Origin of the sequence: Psychrobacter sp. DAB_AL32B (assembly GCF_002224105.1) — a bacterium.
Lineage (GTDB): Bacteria > Pseudomonadota > Gammaproteobacteria > Pseudomonadales > Moraxellaceae > Psychrobacter.
Genome location: NZ_NEXU01000017.1, coordinates 60415 through 78991, shown reverse-complemented (window position 1 = coordinate 78991; position 18577 = coordinate 60415). Strand labels below are relative to the sequence as shown.

General features: G+C 43.0%; 14 protein-coding genes. 11 read left to right on the top strand and 3 right to left on the bottom strand.

The window, feature by feature from the left end; all coding sequences use genetic code 11:
• Positions 1 to 42: 42 nt before the first annotated feature.
• On the bottom strand, positions 43 to 969 hold the full coding sequence (locus tag CAN34_RS01930) for a PAAR domain-containing protein (RefSeq protein ID WP_089554203.1): 927 nt from the start codon (positions 967 to 969) through the stop codon (positions 43 to 45).
• A gap of 327 nt (positions 970 to 1296) precedes the next feature.
• Complete coding sequence (gene uvrA / locus CAN34_RS01925; protein ID WP_089554202.1) at positions 1297 to 4203, bottom strand: excinuclease ABC subunit UvrA; 2907 nt, start codon at positions 4201 to 4203, stop codon at positions 1297 to 1299.
• Positions 4204 to 4801: 598 nt separating this feature from the next.
• Here uvrA and CAN34_RS01920 point away from each other — a divergent pair.
• From CAN34_RS01920 to CAN34_RS01880, 10 genes are all read left to right on the top strand, one after another.
• Positions 4802 to 6166, top strand: coding sequence for an MFS transporter (locus tag CAN34_RS01920; protein WP_089554201.1), 1365 nt, complete (start codon positions 4802 to 4804; stop codon positions 6164 to 6166).
• Positions 6167 to 6274: 108 nt separating this feature from the next.
• Positions 6275 to 6943, top strand: a complete 669-nt coding sequence (gene ssb, locus CAN34_RS01915) for a single-stranded DNA-binding protein (RefSeq protein ID WP_089554200.1) — start codon at positions 6275 to 6277, stop codon at positions 6941 to 6943.
• A 487-nt stretch (positions 6944 to 7430) separates the two neighbouring features.
• On the top strand, positions 7431 to 7754 hold the full coding sequence (locus CAN34_RS01910; RefSeq protein WP_089554199.1) for an H-NS family nucleoid-associated regulatory protein: 324 nt from the start codon (positions 7431 to 7433) through the stop codon (positions 7752 to 7754).
• Between the two features lie 256 nt (positions 7755 to 8010).
• Positions 8011 to 8835, top strand: coding sequence for a type II secretion system protein N (gene gspN / locus CAN34_RS01905; RefSeq protein WP_089554198.1), 825 nt, complete (start codon positions 8011 to 8013; stop codon positions 8833 to 8835).
• Positions 8836 to 9738: a type II secretion system protein N gene (locus tag CAN34_RS01900; protein WP_089554197.1), complete on the top strand. Its 903-nt coding sequence runs from the start codon at positions 8836 to 8838 to the stop codon at positions 9736 to 9738.
• A gap of 139 nt (positions 9739 to 9877) precedes the next feature.
• Entirely contained in the window at positions 9878 to 12133 is a 2256-nt protein-coding gene (gspD, locus tag CAN34_RS01895; protein WP_089554196.1) for a type II secretion system secretin GspD, read from the top strand.
• A 281-nt stretch (positions 12134 to 12414) separates the two neighbouring features.
• Entirely contained in the window at positions 12415 to 12552 is a 138-nt protein-coding gene (locus tag CAN34_RS14185) for a hypothetical protein (protein ID WP_165767595.1), read from the top strand.
• A 173-nt stretch (positions 12553 to 12725) separates the two neighbouring features.
• Entirely contained in the window at positions 12726 to 13754 is a 1029-nt protein-coding gene (locus CAN34_RS01890; RefSeq protein WP_089554195.1) for a TatD family hydrolase, read from the top strand.
• Positions 13755 to 13827: 73 nt separating this feature from the next.
• Positions 13828 to 14718 (top strand): ThiF family adenylyltransferase, encoded by an 891-nt coding sequence (locus CAN34_RS01885; RefSeq protein WP_089554194.1) that lies wholly within the window; start codon positions 13828 to 13830, stop codon positions 14716 to 14718.
• Positions 14719 to 14739: 21 nt separating this feature from the next.
• Positions 14740 to 16563 carry a GAF domain-containing hybrid sensor histidine kinase/response regulator gene (locus CAN34_RS01880; RefSeq protein ID WP_254423048.1) on the top strand — a complete coding sequence of 608 codons (1824 nt, stop codon included), beginning with the start codon at positions 14740 to 14742 and terminating at the stop codon, positions 16561 to 16563.
• A 98-nt stretch (positions 16564 to 16661) separates the two neighbouring features.
• Here CAN34_RS01880 and efp read toward each other — a convergent pair whose 3' ends face one another.
• Positions 16662 to 17234 (bottom strand): elongation factor P, encoded by a 573-nt coding sequence (efp, locus tag CAN34_RS01875; protein ID WP_079692445.1) that lies wholly within the window; start codon positions 17232 to 17234, stop codon positions 16662 to 16664.
• Between the two features lie 220 nt (positions 17235 to 17454).
• Here efp and epmB point away from each other — a divergent pair, with 220 nt between their 5' ends.
• Positions 17455 to 18462 (top strand): EF-P beta-lysylation protein EpmB, encoded by a 1008-nt coding sequence (gene epmB, locus CAN34_RS01870; protein ID WP_089554192.1) that lies wholly within the window; start codon positions 17455 to 17457, stop codon positions 18460 to 18462.
• Positions 18463 to 18577: the final 115 nt, after the last annotated feature.

The following is an 18577-nucleotide window of genomic DNA, read 5'->3' as shown; positions in this document are numbered from 1 at the left end:
TGATATCGGTAGAAGTTTCAATACAGTAAAAACTGCTTATTTCTACCATACTTTCGGGCTAGGTTTTTTAAAGTTATCTCCTATGACTGCTTCATAGTCTTGTAAACTAGGAGGTGCACTATTAGTAGCGTCAAGTGGAAGATTAAGTTTTTCACGTATTGCATAATAATCTCCAACGATAGCAGCCTGTTGTTCTAACCCGTAGTCACTTAAGTCTTTACGATTAGTTATGGCTCCTGAGATATAGAGTTTATAGATATAAGGATCTCCTACAGCAGCTAATACTCCTAAAGTAAGCCCGCGAGTTTTAACGGCTTTGCCGTGTTGGTGCTGCCAGACATGAACCATTTCATGTATGAAAGTGCGTCTATTTTCATCGGATGCACTTGAAAAATCTTGCTTATAAGCAGTTCCTGGAAAATATATATTTCCATTCGGTGCCATAGCTCTATTGTCCTGTTGAACAGGCTTCCATTTTCCGTCATAGATACCTACTCCATTTCCTTCTCCTTTTCCCCCAAAATTAATAGCATCCTTAAACACACTTTTAGCGATTGTTAGTTCGCCAGATGTCAGATCGCGTCTTATAGATTGTGGTTGATAGTGCTCTATTTGATCTCCAGGACCCGCCAAGCTAGCAAACAAACTATCTGGATCAGACTTCGGAAATACCAAAGGCTCAGGTTGCTCAACCCCAGACACCTCAAAGCCCGACTCTGCGAACGAATGCTGAATAGCTATTAGCTTAGCGCCGCAACTGGTGACATCGCCACCACGTGCAATAGGCGCACCATCTACAATAAAAGTAGGATCACCTGTGAGAATAGTAGTGAGCTTTTTGCACTTCTTACAAATGACCTTATCGCCTTTACGCGAGACTTGAACACCATTATGCGTGGTATATGGTGAACCAGTGATGACTTTGCCACCATGAGTGGTGGTTGCGCCCACTGTGATATAAGCTACCATAATACTGTCCTAAAATTATTATTCTAAAACCTTGTTTGCAAACAAGGTTTATTATTAAGAAATTAAACTTAGACTTAGTTAAGCAGGAAAGTCAACAAATATCAATTAAATTTTTGGTCACGTATCGGAAGTGATCATTTAAATGAATAGAGTTCGTCTCGTACAGCAAGTATTAAAAAACATTTCTCCCTTAAAGGATGAAGTGCATCTTACGTCTACAGTAAATAATGACAAAAGCGGGATTGGCTACAACAACCAAACTCAACCCAACAAAAAAGGCCACCCCCTAAAGAGTAGCCTTTCATCAATAATTAACTCGCGAAAAAATTAACTCACTTCTTTCATCGCTTGCTTAAGCATCGGCTTCAAGAACTCACCCGTATACGAGCCTTTCACTTCAGCCACTTCCTCAGGCGTACCTTCCGCAATAATCAGTCCACCACCTTTACCGCCTTCAGGGCCAAGGTCAATCACCCAATCTGCGGTTTTGATGACATCCAGATTATGCTCAATGACCACGATGGTATTACCTTTATCGCGTAGGGTATGCAAGATATGCAGCAGCTTATCGATATCATGGAAATGCAAACCAGTGGTTGGCTCATCTAAGATATAGAGCGTCTGTCCGGTATCACGCTTGGCAAGCTCACGCGCCAGTTTGACACGTTGTGCTTCACCACCTGATAGCGTTGGTGCAGATTGACCCAAGCGGATATAGCTAAGCCCAACATCCATCAACGCTTGCAGACGACGATAAATCGCTGGAATGGCTGAGAAGAACTCAGTGGCATCTTCCACGGTCATATCTAGGACGTCGGCGATGTTTTTACCTTTATAGTGAATCTCCAAGGTCTCGCGGTTATAGCGTTTGCCTTCACAGGTATCACACGGCACATACATATCAGGTAAGAAATGCATTTCGACTTTGATGAGACCATCGCCCTGACACATCTCACAGCGTCCACCTTTGACGTTAAAGCTAAAGCGACCCGCTTTATAGCCACGAGCACGTGCTTCTTGTGTTTGTGCGAACATCTCTCGTACTGGTGTAAAGACGCCAGTATAAGTCGCTGGGTTTGAGCGTGGTGTACGACCAATCGGGCTTTGATCGATATCGACCATTTTGTCCAAATGCTCAAGACCACTGATGCTGTCATGCTTATCCGCAATCAGCGTTGAGGCATTATTTAACTGCGTCGCGGCTAATGGCATTAAGGTACGATTAATCAGGGTCGATTTACCAGAACCCGAGACGCCAGTAATACAAGTCATGATACCTATTGGCAAGGTCAAATCAACGTCATGTAAGTTATTGCCTGAAGCACCTCTTAGCTCAATGGTCATTGGTACTTGTTTAGGCTTAGCTTTACCTTTGACTTCCAACTCGATAGTTTTGGCTTTATGACGAACGGTTGGAATCTCGATTCTTTTCTTGCCAGACATATATTGTCCAGTCAGTGATTCTTTATTCGCCATGATGTCATCGACCGTACCTTGAGCGATAATATGGCCGCCGTGAACACCTGCGCCTACACCGATATCGATGACATGATCCGCTTGGCGAATGGCATCTTCATCATGTTCAACGACCAGTACCGTATTACCCAAATCACGCAAGCGCGTTAGAGTTTTTAGCAAGCGATCATTGTCACGCTGATGCAGACCAATCGACGGCTCATCGAGTACATACATAACGCCCATCAGACCAGCACCGATTTGGCTGGCTAAACGAATACGCTGCGCTTCACCGCCTGATAGCGTTTCAGCAGATCGGGCAAGGGATAGATAATCAAGCCCGACACTGACGAGGAAGTTTAGACGCTCGTTAATCTCTTTAAAGATTTTTTCAGCGACTTCACCTTTATGACCGCCAATTTTCAGGGTTTTATAATAGTCAGCCGCGTCACCGATAGACAGTTTAACGATTTCGGCGATGGTGTGATCCTCAACACGGACATTACGTGAAATCTCGTTAAGACGCGCGCCATCACAGACGTTACAAGTAGTATCAGCTAGATATTTTGCCAGCTCATCACGGACAAGATTGCTTTGGGTTTTTGCATAACGGCGTTCTAAATAAGGCAATACGCCTTCAAATGGCACAGTCTTATTGGTTTTACGACCGCGCTCATCAGTAAAGTTAAAAGTCAGCTTTTCTTTACCAGAGCCTTGCATAATGAGGTCTTGCTGTTCTTTCGGCAGCTCTTGCCATGGTGCATCCATATCAATTTTAAAATGATTGCAAACGGTAGATAGCAAACCAAAGTAATAGGCATGACGCTTATCCCAACCATTAATCGCGCCTTGATTGAGCGATTTTTCATGATGGGTAATCAGCTTTTCGGCAGAAAAATACTGACGTTTACCAAGACCATCACAACTTGGGCAAGCGCCATATGGATTATTAAAACTAAACATACGCGGCTCAAGCTCAGAGACCGCGCGATCACAAACTGGGCATGAGTGCTTAGCTGACATCACTTGGTTTTCATCGCCGCCTTCTTTTGGATTGCCATCCATAAAGTGCAGCGTAACTAGTCCTTGACCTAAACGTAGGGCAGTTTCCAAACTTTCAGCAACACGGTTGCCCAAGTCATCACGGACTTTAAAGCGATCGACCACCACTTCAATGGTATGCTTTTTCTTTTTATCCAATGTCGGCAGCTCGTCGGTATCATAAACATCACCGTCAACGCGCACACGTACAAAGCCCTGACCGATTAATTGCTCAAGCAGCACCGTATGTTCACCTTTACGCTCACGAATCACGGGCGCTAGTATCATAATCTTGGTATCGTCTGGCAATGCCATGACTTGATCAACCATTTCAGTCACTGACTGCGCGACCATGGGCTCGCCATGCTCTGGGCAAAACGGCGTACCGATACGCGCATAGAGCAGACGCAAATAGTCATAAATCTCGGTAATCGTACCGACCGTTGAGCGTGGGTTATGGTTGGTGGATTTTTGCTCGATAGCAATCGCTGGCGATAAACCTTCGATACTATCGACGTCAGGTTTTTCCATCTGTGAGAGGAACTGACGCGCATAGGCCGATAAGCTCTCGACATAACGGCGTTGCCCTTCGGCATAAAGGGTATCGAATGCCAATGACGATTTACCAGAGCCTGATAAACCAGTAATCACCACAAATTTATCGCGTGGAATGTCTAAGTCGATATTTTTTAGATTATGAGTGCGTGCGCCGCGAACCTTAATATACTCGTGTGCCATCGTTGATAGATTTCCTATTTGATAAAAGGGTATATAAAAAATGTTTAAAATTTAAAGGGCTAAATAAAGTTGAGTTAAATGCTTAATTAAAAGCAATGATGAATCAAAAGCGTGGATGTGTTTAGAAATACTATTTAAATTAATATGGCTTTATAAAAACGTGCAGTTTTCACAAAGCGATAGTAATAATTCTCTCTTTTATATTATGCCTTTAGCACTTGAAATGAATAAAGGTAATCTAAATAAAGGGTAACTAATTATGAGCATTTTGTTATAGATTTAGTCGAATAACGTCTTTTTATAAAAATATTTCTCATACAATATTTTCGGACAATAACATTTCCAACGTCTTACTTTATTGTCATGATAGCTGCATTATTCAAGGTGCTATAACGCATGAAACGCACTTGGTAACAAAATTATCGCGTAAAATGAATAGCTTGAGTCAGTGTCCGCTATGATGGTGAAGCAGCAGGGTAAAAGTCTCGGCAAGCAAACGGCGAATGTCTTATACTAGTGAGCTTAATTTGTGGTCAACGCCTTGATAAAACAGAGTACAGCCGTGATGAACCAGCAATGATGAACCAGTGAGGCAAGTATGAATAGCGTAGAAAAACGGGCAATCCTCGGGGTAGGTGGTATTTTTGCCTTGCGGATGATTGGTTTGTTTATGATTGTGCCAGTATTTTCTGTGTATGGTAATAATTATGCGCATGCGACACCGTTTCTGATTGGTTTGGCGGTCGGTATTTATGGGCTAGGGCAGGCGATATTTCAAATTCCAATGAGTTTGGCGGCGGATAAATTTCCGCGTAAGCCTATTATATTTTTAGGTCTTATCTTATTTGCCGTCGGCGGTATCATCGCAGCAAATGCAACGGATATTTATGAGGTGATTATTGGTCGGGCGCTGGCAGGTAGTGGGGCGGTCTCTGCGGTATTGATGGCGTTACTAGCGGATGTGACTCGTGAGGAAATGCGCACCAAAGCGATGGCGACGATGGGTTTGACCATTGCGACCTCCATCATGCTCGCTTTTGCCTTTGGTCCCTTACTGGTCGGCTCGCTTGGTATTTCTGGACTGTTTTGGTTGACTGCCGGATTTGCAGTGTTGGCAATGCTACTGCTGCTTGTCGTACCTTCGCCCATGCGCGTGCTTAAGCATAATTTAGACAATAAATCGATTGGTCAACAGTTAGCAACAGTCCTAAAAATCGGTGATTTAAACCGTTTGCACATTGGTATTTTTGCCCTACATCTGACCATGACCGCCATTTTTGTCATTTTGCCGCACCAGCTTAGTGAGGTAATGGGTCTGTCGGTACGCCAGCAAGGGTTGGTGTATTTGCCTTTATTGTTTATTGGCTTTGCCGTCGCAATACCATTTATTATCATCGCAGAAAAGAAACGTAAAATGCGCCAAGTATTTTTGGGAGCAATTGTGTTAATGACCGTATCCTTGGCGCTACTTGCATTAGGTAGTCAGGTCGGTGTCGGTATTATATTAGGCTTATTATTATATTTTATGGGCTTTAATTTGCTTGAGGCAACGATTCCTTCGTGGATATCTAAGCGCGCCCCAGTCGCCAATAAAGCCACGGCGATGGGATTGAATTCCTCCAGCCAGTTCTTTGGTGCTTTTGTCGGCGGGGCAATGGGCGGATTATTATTAAGTCAGCCCAATCTTTTGGCCTGGGGAATATTGGCTGCCATCATGGGTGTAGCGTTACTCATTATTATTCCTATTGCCGATCCACCGTATTTAGCAAGTACCACTGTTACCATACCTAAGAATATCAATATTCAAGATTGGTCACGGCAAATGCTAGCAGTCGATGGTGTTGATGAGTTGGTGGTCATGGCAAAAGAGCAAGTGGCTTATTTAAAATTGGACAAGACACAGCTCACAGATACTTCGCGACAGGAGCTGTCGCATTTAGCCCAAAGCCCTCTAGATATTTAACAGAAAAATGGTTAAAGTAAAACCATATTACTGCTAGAATTAATGGTTTATATTAAATACTCGATTAAAGCTGGTAATCACATTATTCATAAGTAAAAGGACGGTATTATGCGCGGTGTAAATAAAGTTATCATCATCGGTAACCTCGGTGCAGACCCTGAGGCACGTCAATTCAACAATGGCGGTGGCGTAACCAATATTTCGGTCGCCACTTCTGAGCAGTGGACAGACAAGCAGAGCGGTGAAAAAAGAGAAGCAACTGAATGGCATCGTATTTCATTGTTCAATCGTTTAGGCGAAATCGCCGCGCAGTATCTTCGTAAAGGCAGTAAAGTTTATATCGAAGGTAGCTTGCGTACTCGTAAATATCAGGATCCAAATGGACAAGACCGTTATATCACTGAGATTCGCGCTGAACAAATGCAAATGCTAGACGGTGCGACTGGCGGTAGTAATGATGGTGGCGGATTTGGTGGCGGTCAGAACCAAGGTCAAGGTAGCTATGGCAATCAGGGCGGTGGGTTCGGTGGTCAAAACCAAGGTCAAGGTGGCCAGAACAGTTATGGTCAACCAGCAAACAATCAGCCAGCTCAACAAGGCGGTTATAACCAAGGTGGTGCAGCTCAAGGTATGTCACAAGGTAGCAATCAAAACAGCTTTAATAATCAGAATGCGCCCGCTCAGCAGAACCAATTTAATAAACCGACTCAAGCACCGGCGCAGTCTAAGCCTACCGCCATGCCTGACGGTCCTGTAGATGATGATATCCCGTTTTAAATCATATAAGAAAGGAAGTGTAAAGTATATGTTCTTGAAAACCCGCTACTAGCGGGTTTTCCTTTATTTATATTAATGAAATGACGTAAAACGTATACAAAGAAAGATGTCTAAATGCTGTATTTTGAATACTTGTTATATAGTAAAGATAGCTATTTTTATTTTAAGGCATTATCACATATGTGATTTGATTTATAATAAGCTATAAAAATAGTTGTTTGTTTATTTAATTCTCTTACCTATTATTGTGGATAGAAACACCAGCCAGTCATCGTTAACAGTAATTAGTCATTGTTATAGATAATATTTTTGTTTATATTGTCGCTACTTGCGGTTTTAAATGTTAATAGAAGATTAATCATTAACCAATCAATTGATTATTAACGTTCACAAGATTAGTTATTTGAGAAACACTCAGTTTTTAGTAATCAGCTATTAATAGAGATTCTATTTACTTTATATCCCTTATTTTAATATGGAAAATACTATGAATAAAAATAATGTTATTGATTTAAATGATTTAAATGTTGATGAGTTACGCGCCATTACTGAAAATGCGCAGCAACTTATTGCGCAAAAGCAACACCAGCGTTTGTATGATGCTTATACGCAGTTTGAGAAAATTGCGGAAGAAAGCGCTGCCAGTATTGAAGAGATTTTACAAGCGGGCGAGAAACTAGAAAAAAAGCGTAGCATTAAGTATCGTAACACCGATAATAACGAAGAAACTTGGACTGGCCGTGGTCGTAAACCAACATGGTTGGTAGACGCGTTAGGCGCAGGTCGTAAACTCGAAGATTTTGCTATCTAATTTTTTTATCTAATAACATAAGTCTGATTTGGCAACGTAACTAATGCTCTGACTACGTTGCCTGACTTATCGATAGGATTAAGCTTTATAATCAGTGCGTTTAATCATGATTGGATCGAAAGCTTATAAGTAAAGCGAAGCCATTATCTTTATTGCCAGTATTTTGGCGAAAAGATACTGGCTTTTTTTCTGTCATCTGTATGCTATTGTTTGCTATGATAATGACGTTTTTGTCTTATATAAGAGTTATGCAACCGTGCCCCAAGTATCTGCGTCGTCTCATAAGCGTCCCCGTAAGCTGTGGTGGCTGATTGGGCTTCTATTATTTGCGCTATTTGCCGTCTTGCAAATGCCAGCGGCGTGGTTACTTGAAAAATATGCACCAGAATCGCCTTATGTCCAGCACGTGTCAGGGAATTTGTGGCAAGGTTCAGCGATTTGGCAAATGCCTTTACCATCGACACCGTTGACAGGTGCCGCTGAATGGTCTTGGCAGCCATGGTATTTGTTATTAGGCAAGCTTGGTGCAGATGTCAGTATCAATTCCGAGCAAACGCGCCTCAACGGCCAAGTAAAAGTAGGCCTAAGCTCATGGGAGGTGAATGACATGAGTGGTAAGATTGCGCCTGAGACTTTGGCCAGTGTGGTTGATTGGCAATTGCCGAATACACCGATTCAGGTCAACAACGTATCGTTAAAACGTCAGTCTGACTCAAGTGCCGCAGACAATGACTCAGGTAAAAAGCTATCTGGTTTTAGTCAAGCAGATGGACAGTTGACATGGGTTGGCGGTGAAGTAGGCTATCCTAGCGGCGGTAAGGTTTTTTATATCACCATACCAGCGATGCGTGCCGAGCTAAGTGCTGAGCAGAAGAATAATAAAAAGCTGCTGCATATTAATCTAGTAAACAATCAGGATAAGCGTTTAGGCGACTTATATATCGATGGCGACAATATGCTAGATGTGAGCTTGACGCAGCGTCTGTTAGAAAATATGCCAGAATATAAAGGACAAGCGCCGCAAGATACGCCAGTCGTTAGTGTGCGTCAGCCGCTGATGAATGGGTTAGGGGCACGCTAGATGATGACTGTCTCCACAAGTTTAAAACCTGTGCTTAATATTTTGAATCGATTTTCAACTTGGTTGCTGTTATTGGCGATTGCTTGGTTATGCTGGACCGCCGCGCGGCTACTATGGTTGCTGCTCGCGCCCCCTTTAGCACCGACATTACCGCTCGTTCCTTTACAGAATAACGCCGCATCCAGCACAGATTATAGCAGTCTATTCGCTATTTTTGCCGATCCTGACCCAATCGCTGCTGCGGTACAGCCGCCGCCTAATATTGTGCTAAAAGGCGTCTTACTTGCCATACCAGAGAGTCTGTCTTCAGCATTATTAGACGTCAATGGTGAGGTTAAAAACTACCGAATTGGTGATACTCTAAAAGACAGTGATTATACGCTAGTCGCTGTCGCTTGGAATGAGGTTATCATTGCCGATGCCACTGATAAAGAAACGGTAATTAGAATGCCAGAAGCAATGCCACTTGACCAAAGTGCTATGATGGCTGGTGCCGTCAGTAATCAGCGTTTGCAAGATGGTAACATGTTACCTACGGCGCCTTTGCCTGACCAAACCAATAGCGATAGTCAACCAGCTACCGAAGCGACTGGCGAAAGTGCTCCCCAATCTGCCATTGATGAGGCGGTCACTGAATTGCAAGAAAATCCTGCCAGTTATTTGAGTAGAATGGGCGTTATGGCTGGTGGCGACAGCTATCAAGTCACGGCAGCCATGCCTGCCAATCTGCGTAATCGCTTAGGACTTGAACCCGGTGATCGGGTGCTGACGGTAAATGGGCAAAGTGTTGGTAGTAATCCTGGACAGGATGCTAATGTATTGCAACAAGTCAAACAAGCAGGTGAGGCACAGATAGAGGTACAACGTGGCGATCAAGTGATTACGATTCGTCAGCAGTTTTAGGTAATATAGGGTGGCTTAAAGGCATTCTTTTCCATGGTTATTTGATGAATGCTATCGTTAGCAATATGATAACCAACAATATTCAGTACACATTAAACTCAGTACATACCAAGCGCCATCACTGTAGGTAATTATCAATATGGTCAGTCTTTATAATTTTTCAGTCACGCCTTTGCATTATATCTTGCAGCGCTTGATGCGACTGTGTCGTCCTCTTTGTTTAGCAGTGCCACTATGGGCGGCTAGTACCGGACTGGTCAGTGCTGAGAGCTGGAAGGTCAATTTACAAGATGCCGATATCAAAGCGTTTATTAATGAAGTGGCGACCATTACCAATCAAAACTTCGTTCTTGATCCGCGCATCAACGGTAATGTGACGGTTATTTCTAATAAACCATTGTCGCGTGATGAGATTTATCAGCTATTTTTGAGTGTGATGCAGGTCAATGGTATTGCCGCTATCGATTCAGGAACAACGATTAAACTGGTACCAGATAATGTCGCCAAACAAACCGGTGTCGCTGTGGATTTACGCGGTAATAGTGTCGGTGAAGCCTTAGCAACGCGCGTGATTTATTTGACCAATACCCAAGCGGCAGAAGTGTTAGGAGTTATCCGACCGCTGATGCCACAATCCGCACATGCGGCTGCTGTACCTGGCGTCAATGCCTTAGTATTGTCTGATCGTGCTGATAGTCTAAACCAATTGACAGCGCTCATCCGTGATTTAGACAGCAATGTGAATGACAGTTTGCAAGTGATTCCACTACGTCATGTCGATGCCGAGCGTATGATGGAGTTGATTAGCGCACTGGTTGCGAGCGCTGGTAGCGGGCAAGCCCAAGGCGGCAACAATCAGCTTAAGGTCATCGCTGACACGGCTAGCGATAGACTGCTGGTTAAAGGCAGTCCTGAGATGATTGCTAAAGTTCTAGAGATGGTCAATCAGTTGGATACTACCCCTACAAGGCGTTTGAGTGGTCTACGTGTCTTCCGCTTAAAATATGCCAGCGCCGGTCATATTGCAGAAATGCTTCGCGGCCTACTTGCTAGCCAATCTATCAATAGCGCCGGCGCTTCGTCAACATTAGAATCTGCGTCATTGAACGATGCCGCCACGACAGGATCGACGCTAAATAGCGGTGCTAACGGTAGTGTTGGTAGTAACAGTGTGGGTAATACAAGTACCGCAGCTTTACCGAATAGTAGTTCAGGTGGTGCAAGTACAGGTGTCGGTGGTCGACCCTTTAGTATCATCGCTGATGAAACTCAGAACGCAGTCATCGTCAATGCGGCACCTGAGCTAATGTTTGAGATTGAAGATGCCGTCAATCAGTTGGATAGTCGCCGCGCTCAGGTATTGATTCAAGCTGCAATTGTCGAGGTTTCAGGCGATGATGCCACTCAGCTTGGGGTGCAATGGGCGCTAGGTAATGCCAATAGTGGCTATGGCGTGGTCAACTTTAATAATGTTGGCGCGAGTGCAACCAGTCTGGCAGCAGCAGCGTTAGGAGGAGGAGGAGCTATTAGTGCTGCTGCCAGCTCTATCGTTGGTGCTTTGGTTGGTATTGGCAGTAGTAGTAAGGATAGCCAAGGTAATGCACAGTTTTATGGGGCTATCTTACAGGCGCTTGATTCTTCGACCAGTGCCAATCTGTTGTCTATGCCCTCGATTTTGACGTTGGACAACGAAAAAGCCAGTATTTTAGTGGGTCAGAACGTGCCTTTTGTCACAGGTTCTTATACTACTGGTAGTGACTCTTCGACTAACCCATTTCAGACGATTGATCGCCAAGATATTGGTATTAATCTAAACGTCATCCCACATATTGGTGAAAATGGCACTGTACGGTTGGAGGTCTCACAAGAGGTTTCGTCCGTTGTACCAGGCAGTACTGGAAACGCCAGTGGTCTGATTACCAACAAAAGCCTGATTAATACGACCATTCTGGCAGATGATCAGCAGACCATTGCTTTAGGTGGATTGATGCGTGACAACTCCACCACGCGCCAACAAAAAGTCCCAGGTCTGGGTAATGTGCCCTTTATCGGTCGATTGTTCCGCTCGGACAATGACAACACCCAAAAGAGTAACTTGATCATATTTTTACAACCCACTATTTTACGTGATGGCGGCGCAGTAGCTAGCGTTACAGAGCGTAAATATAACCAAATGCGTGTGCTCCAGCTGGTCATCGATAAAAACGGTACGATTAAACAGCTGCCATTAAGCGGGACGGAAGGTTGGAATGGTAGCGTCAGTGCAGATTACGAATTGATGCCACTCAATCCCCTTATTCCTAAGCGCGATCAAACACCGAAATCGACGTCGCAAGGTTTTACGAGAGTCGATAGTCCAAGCAGTGGTATCACTACCTATCCATTAAATCGTTAATGGCTTTTATTCACTTTGTTAAAAGCCTGTCAAAGCATACTGTAAAATACGAATTCTAAGTGGTTATCATAGCCAAATGTACGGTGTAATAAATATACTGTACATTAGCTTGCGTGTTCATAACACAGATAAACACAGTGCGTTTCGTATACGAGTACAATAAAAACAGATAACCTATGTGTATCAGGCTTTTAATTGCAGCACTGCTTATAGCAATGCATAAAAATTGATATAATCATAAATATAAAGTCACAGCCTACTCATTTAAAAAGGCAAACACAATGACAGTATCTACCAATAAAAAAAAGTGGCTTACCTTAAGCGCAGCTGGCATTATTCTATTACTTGTCCCGCGGCGCAGTAGTAGAAAGGCAGATAAAGCGTTGTCGAATAAAGCTAAGAATAAAGCTAGCGGTTAAAGCGGGCGATTAAAATTAATAGCCAAAATAAATGCGCTTTAAAGTAGATAATCTATCTGTTTAGAGATTATGAAAGCTTATCTTTTAAAGATAGTTTTTTAAAATTAACGCTTTAAAGTTCATTATTTAAAAAGAAAAATTTCTATACCAATTATTAATTTTGGAGTCTATTGATGACTGCGATTAGGGCATCCTTTATCGATGATGAGACACTACCTACTATTTTCCCTTTAATTGACACACATACTCATTTCGACGCACCTGTGTTTGATTCTGATAGAAGCGAGCAGGCACAGCTTGCTTATGATCAGGGGGTGCGTCATCTGGTATTAGTCGGCTATTTGCACCGACATTTCGATCGGCTCTACGAGACTGAGAAATCATTAAATAAGGGATTACTTCTAAATGAAGAACTGCCAGCCATTATAGGGAAGGATGACAACCAAAAACAGTCACTTCCTAAGGCGCATATTGCGTTAGGCTTGCATCCTTTTTATATCGAGCAGCATACTGAAGCGCATTTAGAGAAGATGGCGCAAATGCTCAATAAAAAGCGTCCGCTGGCCATCGGTGAAATCGGTTTAGATAGTTTTACGGATGTCATGAAGCAGCCTGAAATGATTGCCAAACAGCAGCGTTTTTTTAATGCTCAGCTGGATATGGCAGTAGCTCATCAGCTACCGGTCATGCTTCATATCCGTAAAGCTCATGCTGAAGCCTTAGCCATCCTAAAAATGCATGATTACGATGCACATAAGCTTGGGGGTATTGCGCATAGTTTTAGTGGCGGTGTACAAGAAGCTAAGGCCTTTGTGAAGCTTGGTTTCAAGCTTGGAGTTACGGGTCAAATAACCAATCCTAATGCGAAAAAACTCCGCCTTGCTATTCAAGCAGCTGTTGATAATTATGGTATTGGATGCTTAGTCATTGAAACTGACTGTCCAGATATGACGCCTATTATGTGCCAGACTTCAGATAATACCTTAGACCGCCCTTTATACGGTAATGCGTCAGCACTCGGACAAAGCCCAGATAATGAATGGGGTGATACGCCTGCTCATAATAGAAACGTCCCTGCTAATTTATCTTATGTGTTACTAACTCTGAGTGAGTTACTTGATGTGCAGCCATCTACTCTTGCTCAGCAATTGTGGCACAATAGTTGCACAGCTCTACAAATGAAATGGCATTATCCAACCTAAAAAAATTAGCTCATACTCATTAATAAGCTGATGAATAAACAATGAAATTCTTTAAAAGAGTCTTTAACCTGTTATGACTGAAGAGATGCAATGGCAGCAAACCATTAACCAGCCGAATGCTATTGTACAACAGCAATCTGATATTGAAGAATCACAGATTGCTGATGATGCAGATGAGCAATATGAGCGCCGCTTTAAAGGCACAAAGACGCTGTATGGCGTTTCAGCAGTGGATACATTTGCCGCAGCGCATGTTTATGTGATTGGTGTTGGCGGGGTAGGTTCTTGGGCAGCAGAAGCCTTGGCTCGCACGGCAGTGGGTAACATTACGTTGATTGATTTGGATATATTGGTTGCCTCTAACGTCAATCGGCAGTTGCCTGCTTTAGATAGCACTTTTGGGCAAAGTAAGATTGCGGCGATGGCGACGCGTATTCGTGAGATCAATCCAAAAGTAACGCTGCATTTGATTGATGACTTTTTGACCGTTGAAAATGTAGCCACACTATTACCCAGTCGTGAGGAAGCCAAGGCGGCTGCGCAAAACAGTCCGATTGTAATTTTAGATTGTGTTGATGATATGAATGCCAAACTTGCCATTGCGCTGCATTGCCGCTTTAACAAATTAAAACTGGTCTGTGCAGGTGGGGCGGGCGGTAAGATAGATCCGAGCCAAATTAGAATCGGCGATTTACGCGATAGCTATCAAGATCCACTACTTGCTAAACTACGTAATAAGTTACGCCATGAAAAAGGCATTAATAGTGCTTTAAAAGAAAAATTTGGTATCAAGTGTGTCTATTCGATAGAACCACCGCGGGTAGACAAAAGCGCTCAGACAGGTGGTTTACACTGTGGTGGTTATGGTTCAGCCGTAGTCGTCACCTCGGTAGTAGCAATGCTTATGGTGAGTGAAGCATTACAATTATTGCTCAAGCAGGCGGCTGTTAAGCCAAGCGTCTGATATGAATTAATGGAGTCCATCTTGTCTACATCCAACTTGCTAGAGAATAGTTATCCCATCGCAATAGATGAAGTTGAGCGTATCAATAAGCTTAAAAAATATCAGGTACTCAATACTAATGAAGAGCCTGCTTTTGCGCGCTTAACGCAGCTGGCGAAACTGTTTTTTAATATGCCTGTGGTTGCTATTACCTTTATGGATGAGGAAACTCAGTATCTAAAATCTGTCCATGGACTTGGCGGTGTTTGTACGACGGTGCGCAAAGTTGCTATTTGTAATTATACGGTGCTCTCTGATGAGGTTTTTGTGGTATCAGATTTAGCCAAAGACAGCCGTTTTAGCCAAAACCCATTGATTACAGAGTCACCTCATCTGAGGTTTTATGCCGGCGCTCCCATCATCATGCAAGAAGATGGTAAAACCTATCGTTTGGGCTCTCTGTGTTTGATGGATATGCAACCTCATCATGACTTTAGTGACGAGCAAGAAAAAATATTAGCGCAGTTTGCGGTGATGGCTGCCGATGCTTTACAACTACAAGATCAGCAACGTAATGCTAAGCACGCCAATGAGATGAAATCAGAGTTTTTGGCCAATATGAGCCATGAAATACGGACGCCAATGAATGGCATTATTGGTATGGTTGAGATGTTAAGTGAAACTGAGCTTAGCGCTGAACAACAAGAGTATGTCCATAATATAAAAGTCTCAAACGAGCATTTGCTCGCCATTATCAACGGTATTTTAGATTTATCGAAAGTCGAAGCGGGCAAAATGACCATCGATTCTATTCCGATGAACTTATCGAGTTTATGTAATGAGGTGGTGAGCTTATTTGCGATCAAAGCCCGTCAGCGTAGCTTAATTCTAGATTATCATTATACCGAATCATTATCGCCTTATGTCAAAGGGGATCCGGTACGGCTCAAACAAGTCATGGTAAATTTGGTTAATAATGCCATTAAATTTACCCGTGAAGGCGGTCGCGTGACGATTGATGTTAAGCATATGCGAAACAATCCTTGTGAAGATAGCGATGATTGTCATCATGCTATGGCTCAAAATGCTATAGAAGGTCAAAACAGTAGCGTAGAGCACGGCATTTATGGCGTGGCTGATGATGTTAATTTTGTTGCTCATAAAGATATGACGCTGTGTATTGAGGTCACAGATACGGGTGTAGGTATTAAGCCGGAGTCATTGGATGCGATATTTGATGCTTATGATCAAGCAGATAAATCTACCCATCGCCTTTATGGTGGTACAGGACTCGGATTGTCTGTTTGTAAATCTTTGGTTGGTTTAATGGGTGGCTATATTGAAGTAGATAGTACGGTCGGTTTCGGTACTACTTTTAGGGTATTATTACCATTGCCACCTATTGATGAGGAAAGCTATGAGACATGGCAAGATTCTAATGACTTTACCATGACAATACCTAGTGACGAGCTTATCGGTCATATCCTATTGGTCGAAGATGATAGTGTCAACGCCATGATTGCCAAAAAAGCACTCAATAATAGCGGTCATACCGTCACTCATGTGACTGATGGGCAACAAGCGATCGAAATTTTTGCCTTGCATCCTGAGCTTTATGATGTCATTTTGATGGATCATCATATGCCAATTATGGATGGCGTACAGGCAACCATTAAACTGCATGAGCTTTATGATCCGCAAAAATTACCACCAATTATCGCTTTAACCGCCAATGCGATGGATGGCGAACGCAAAAAATACCTCGATGTTGGTATGCAAGATTATTGCACTAAGCCCTTTAAGCAAGAGCAACTCAATGCGTTGGTACAGTATTGGCTGATGCATAAGCGATCGTCAGAACAGTAGATTACTGTTTAAAATAGCCAACCATAAACCATTAAAAAAGCTTAACCATTCTATGAGTGGTTAAGCTTTTTTACTAATCTGATAATGAATAAAAGCTATCAGCTGACGCGCGTTTGGTAATCACCGGTACGGGTATCGACACGGACTATTTCACCTTGCTGTACAAATAATGGTACACGAACCACGGCACCCGTTTCTAACGTTGCAGGTTTGCCGCCGCCACCTGAGGTATCGCCGCGTAAGCCAGGATCCGTTTCGGTAATTTGCAACTCAACGAAGTTCGGCGGAGTAATTGATAACGGTACACCATTAAACAAAGTAATCACACATAAGGCGTTACTGTTGTCTTTTAACCATTTTACCGCATCACTAACAGCCGTTTTGTCTGCTTGCAGCTGCTCAAAACTCTCAGGGTGCATAAAGTGCCAAAACTCACCATCGTTGTACAGATAGTTCATCTCAGTATCTATAACATCTGCCGCCTCTAAGCTCTCGCCTGATTTGAAAGTCTGCTCGAGCTGTCTGCCACTGCGTAGATTGCGCATTTTTACGCGGTTAAAGGCTTGTCCTTTACCTGGTTTGACGAACTCATTTTCGAGGATGGAGTAAGGATTGCCATCAAGCATGACTTTGAGACCAGCTTTAAATTCATTGGTAGAAAAACTTGCCACGGAAGACTCCTAAGTGTTTATGAATAAGTGTTTATGAATAAAGGTTTATGAGTAAGGATTATAAGTATTGTCACTAAGAATTGGATATTAAACTTGTAGTGATAAAGTAGTGCTAAAAGTCCTTATCTCCCTCAGTGTTTAAAGGATAGGTTGTATGCTTTGATAGGCTACGCACTAAGAGCGTATAATATCGACTTTTGGCTACAGGTATTAGGTTGTCATGATAAACCATTTAATCACACAAAAAAACTGGCAAACGCAATTATCCGAAGCCATCACCTCTATTGATGAGCTGCTTGACATATTAAAGCTTGAATCACTACGCGCAGAAGTCTATGTACCGGAACATTTTGAGCTGCGAGTGCCGCGTGCTTTTGTGGCAAAAATGACAGTCGGTGATCGTAATGATCCTTTGTTAAGACAAGTATTGCCCAATCAAAAAGAGCAAATCGCAGTCACCGGCTATGTGGCAGATCCGTTAGCGGAAAACGCCCATAATCCGGTCAAAGGCTTACTGCATAAGTATCAATCAAGAGTGTTGTTAACGATTACTGGCGCTTGTGCGATTCATTGTCGTTACTGCTTTCGTCAGCATTTTGACTATAGTGCCAATATGCCAACCGCCTCCGCAAAACAAAGCATCATCGATTATATTAGTACCCATCCTGAGATTAACGAGGTAATTTTGAGTGGTGGTGATCCGTTAAATGTGACCAATAGACGTCTATTTGCTTGGCTAGAGACTTTGGAGGCGATTGCGCAACTGACAACCATTCGGATACATACCCGTCTGCCATTGGTGATTCCAGCAAGGCTGGACGATGCGCTATTAGAGCGTTTATCACAAAGTCGCTGTCAAATCGTCATGGTGATTCACTGTAATCATGCCAATGAGATAGACGCGCTCACCGCAGAGTATTTGCAGCGTGCTCGCGCTGCTGGAATCACCTTATTAAATCAAGCGGTACTTTTAAAAGGTATCAATGATAGCGTTGCTGCACAAACGGCATTAAGTCAGCGCTTGTTCGCGGCGGGGGTACTGCCTTATTATTTACATGTATTAGATAAAGTAGCAGGCGCTGCCCACTTTGATAATGATGAGCGAGCAGCAATTGAGCTTTATTGGTCATTATTGGCAGAATTGCCCGGCTATCTAGTGCCTAAATTGGTCAGAGAGTTGCCAAACAAACCTTTTAAGGTGCCGATTAATATTTACAACGCTATGTAAAGTGGGCAATATGGTGTATTGAGAATTTTAGTAAACAAAGAACGACTAAAAGAATCTAATCAATAATGCCTAATTAACCAAGCATAAATAGGGCAGTGAATGGTCATGTATGAGG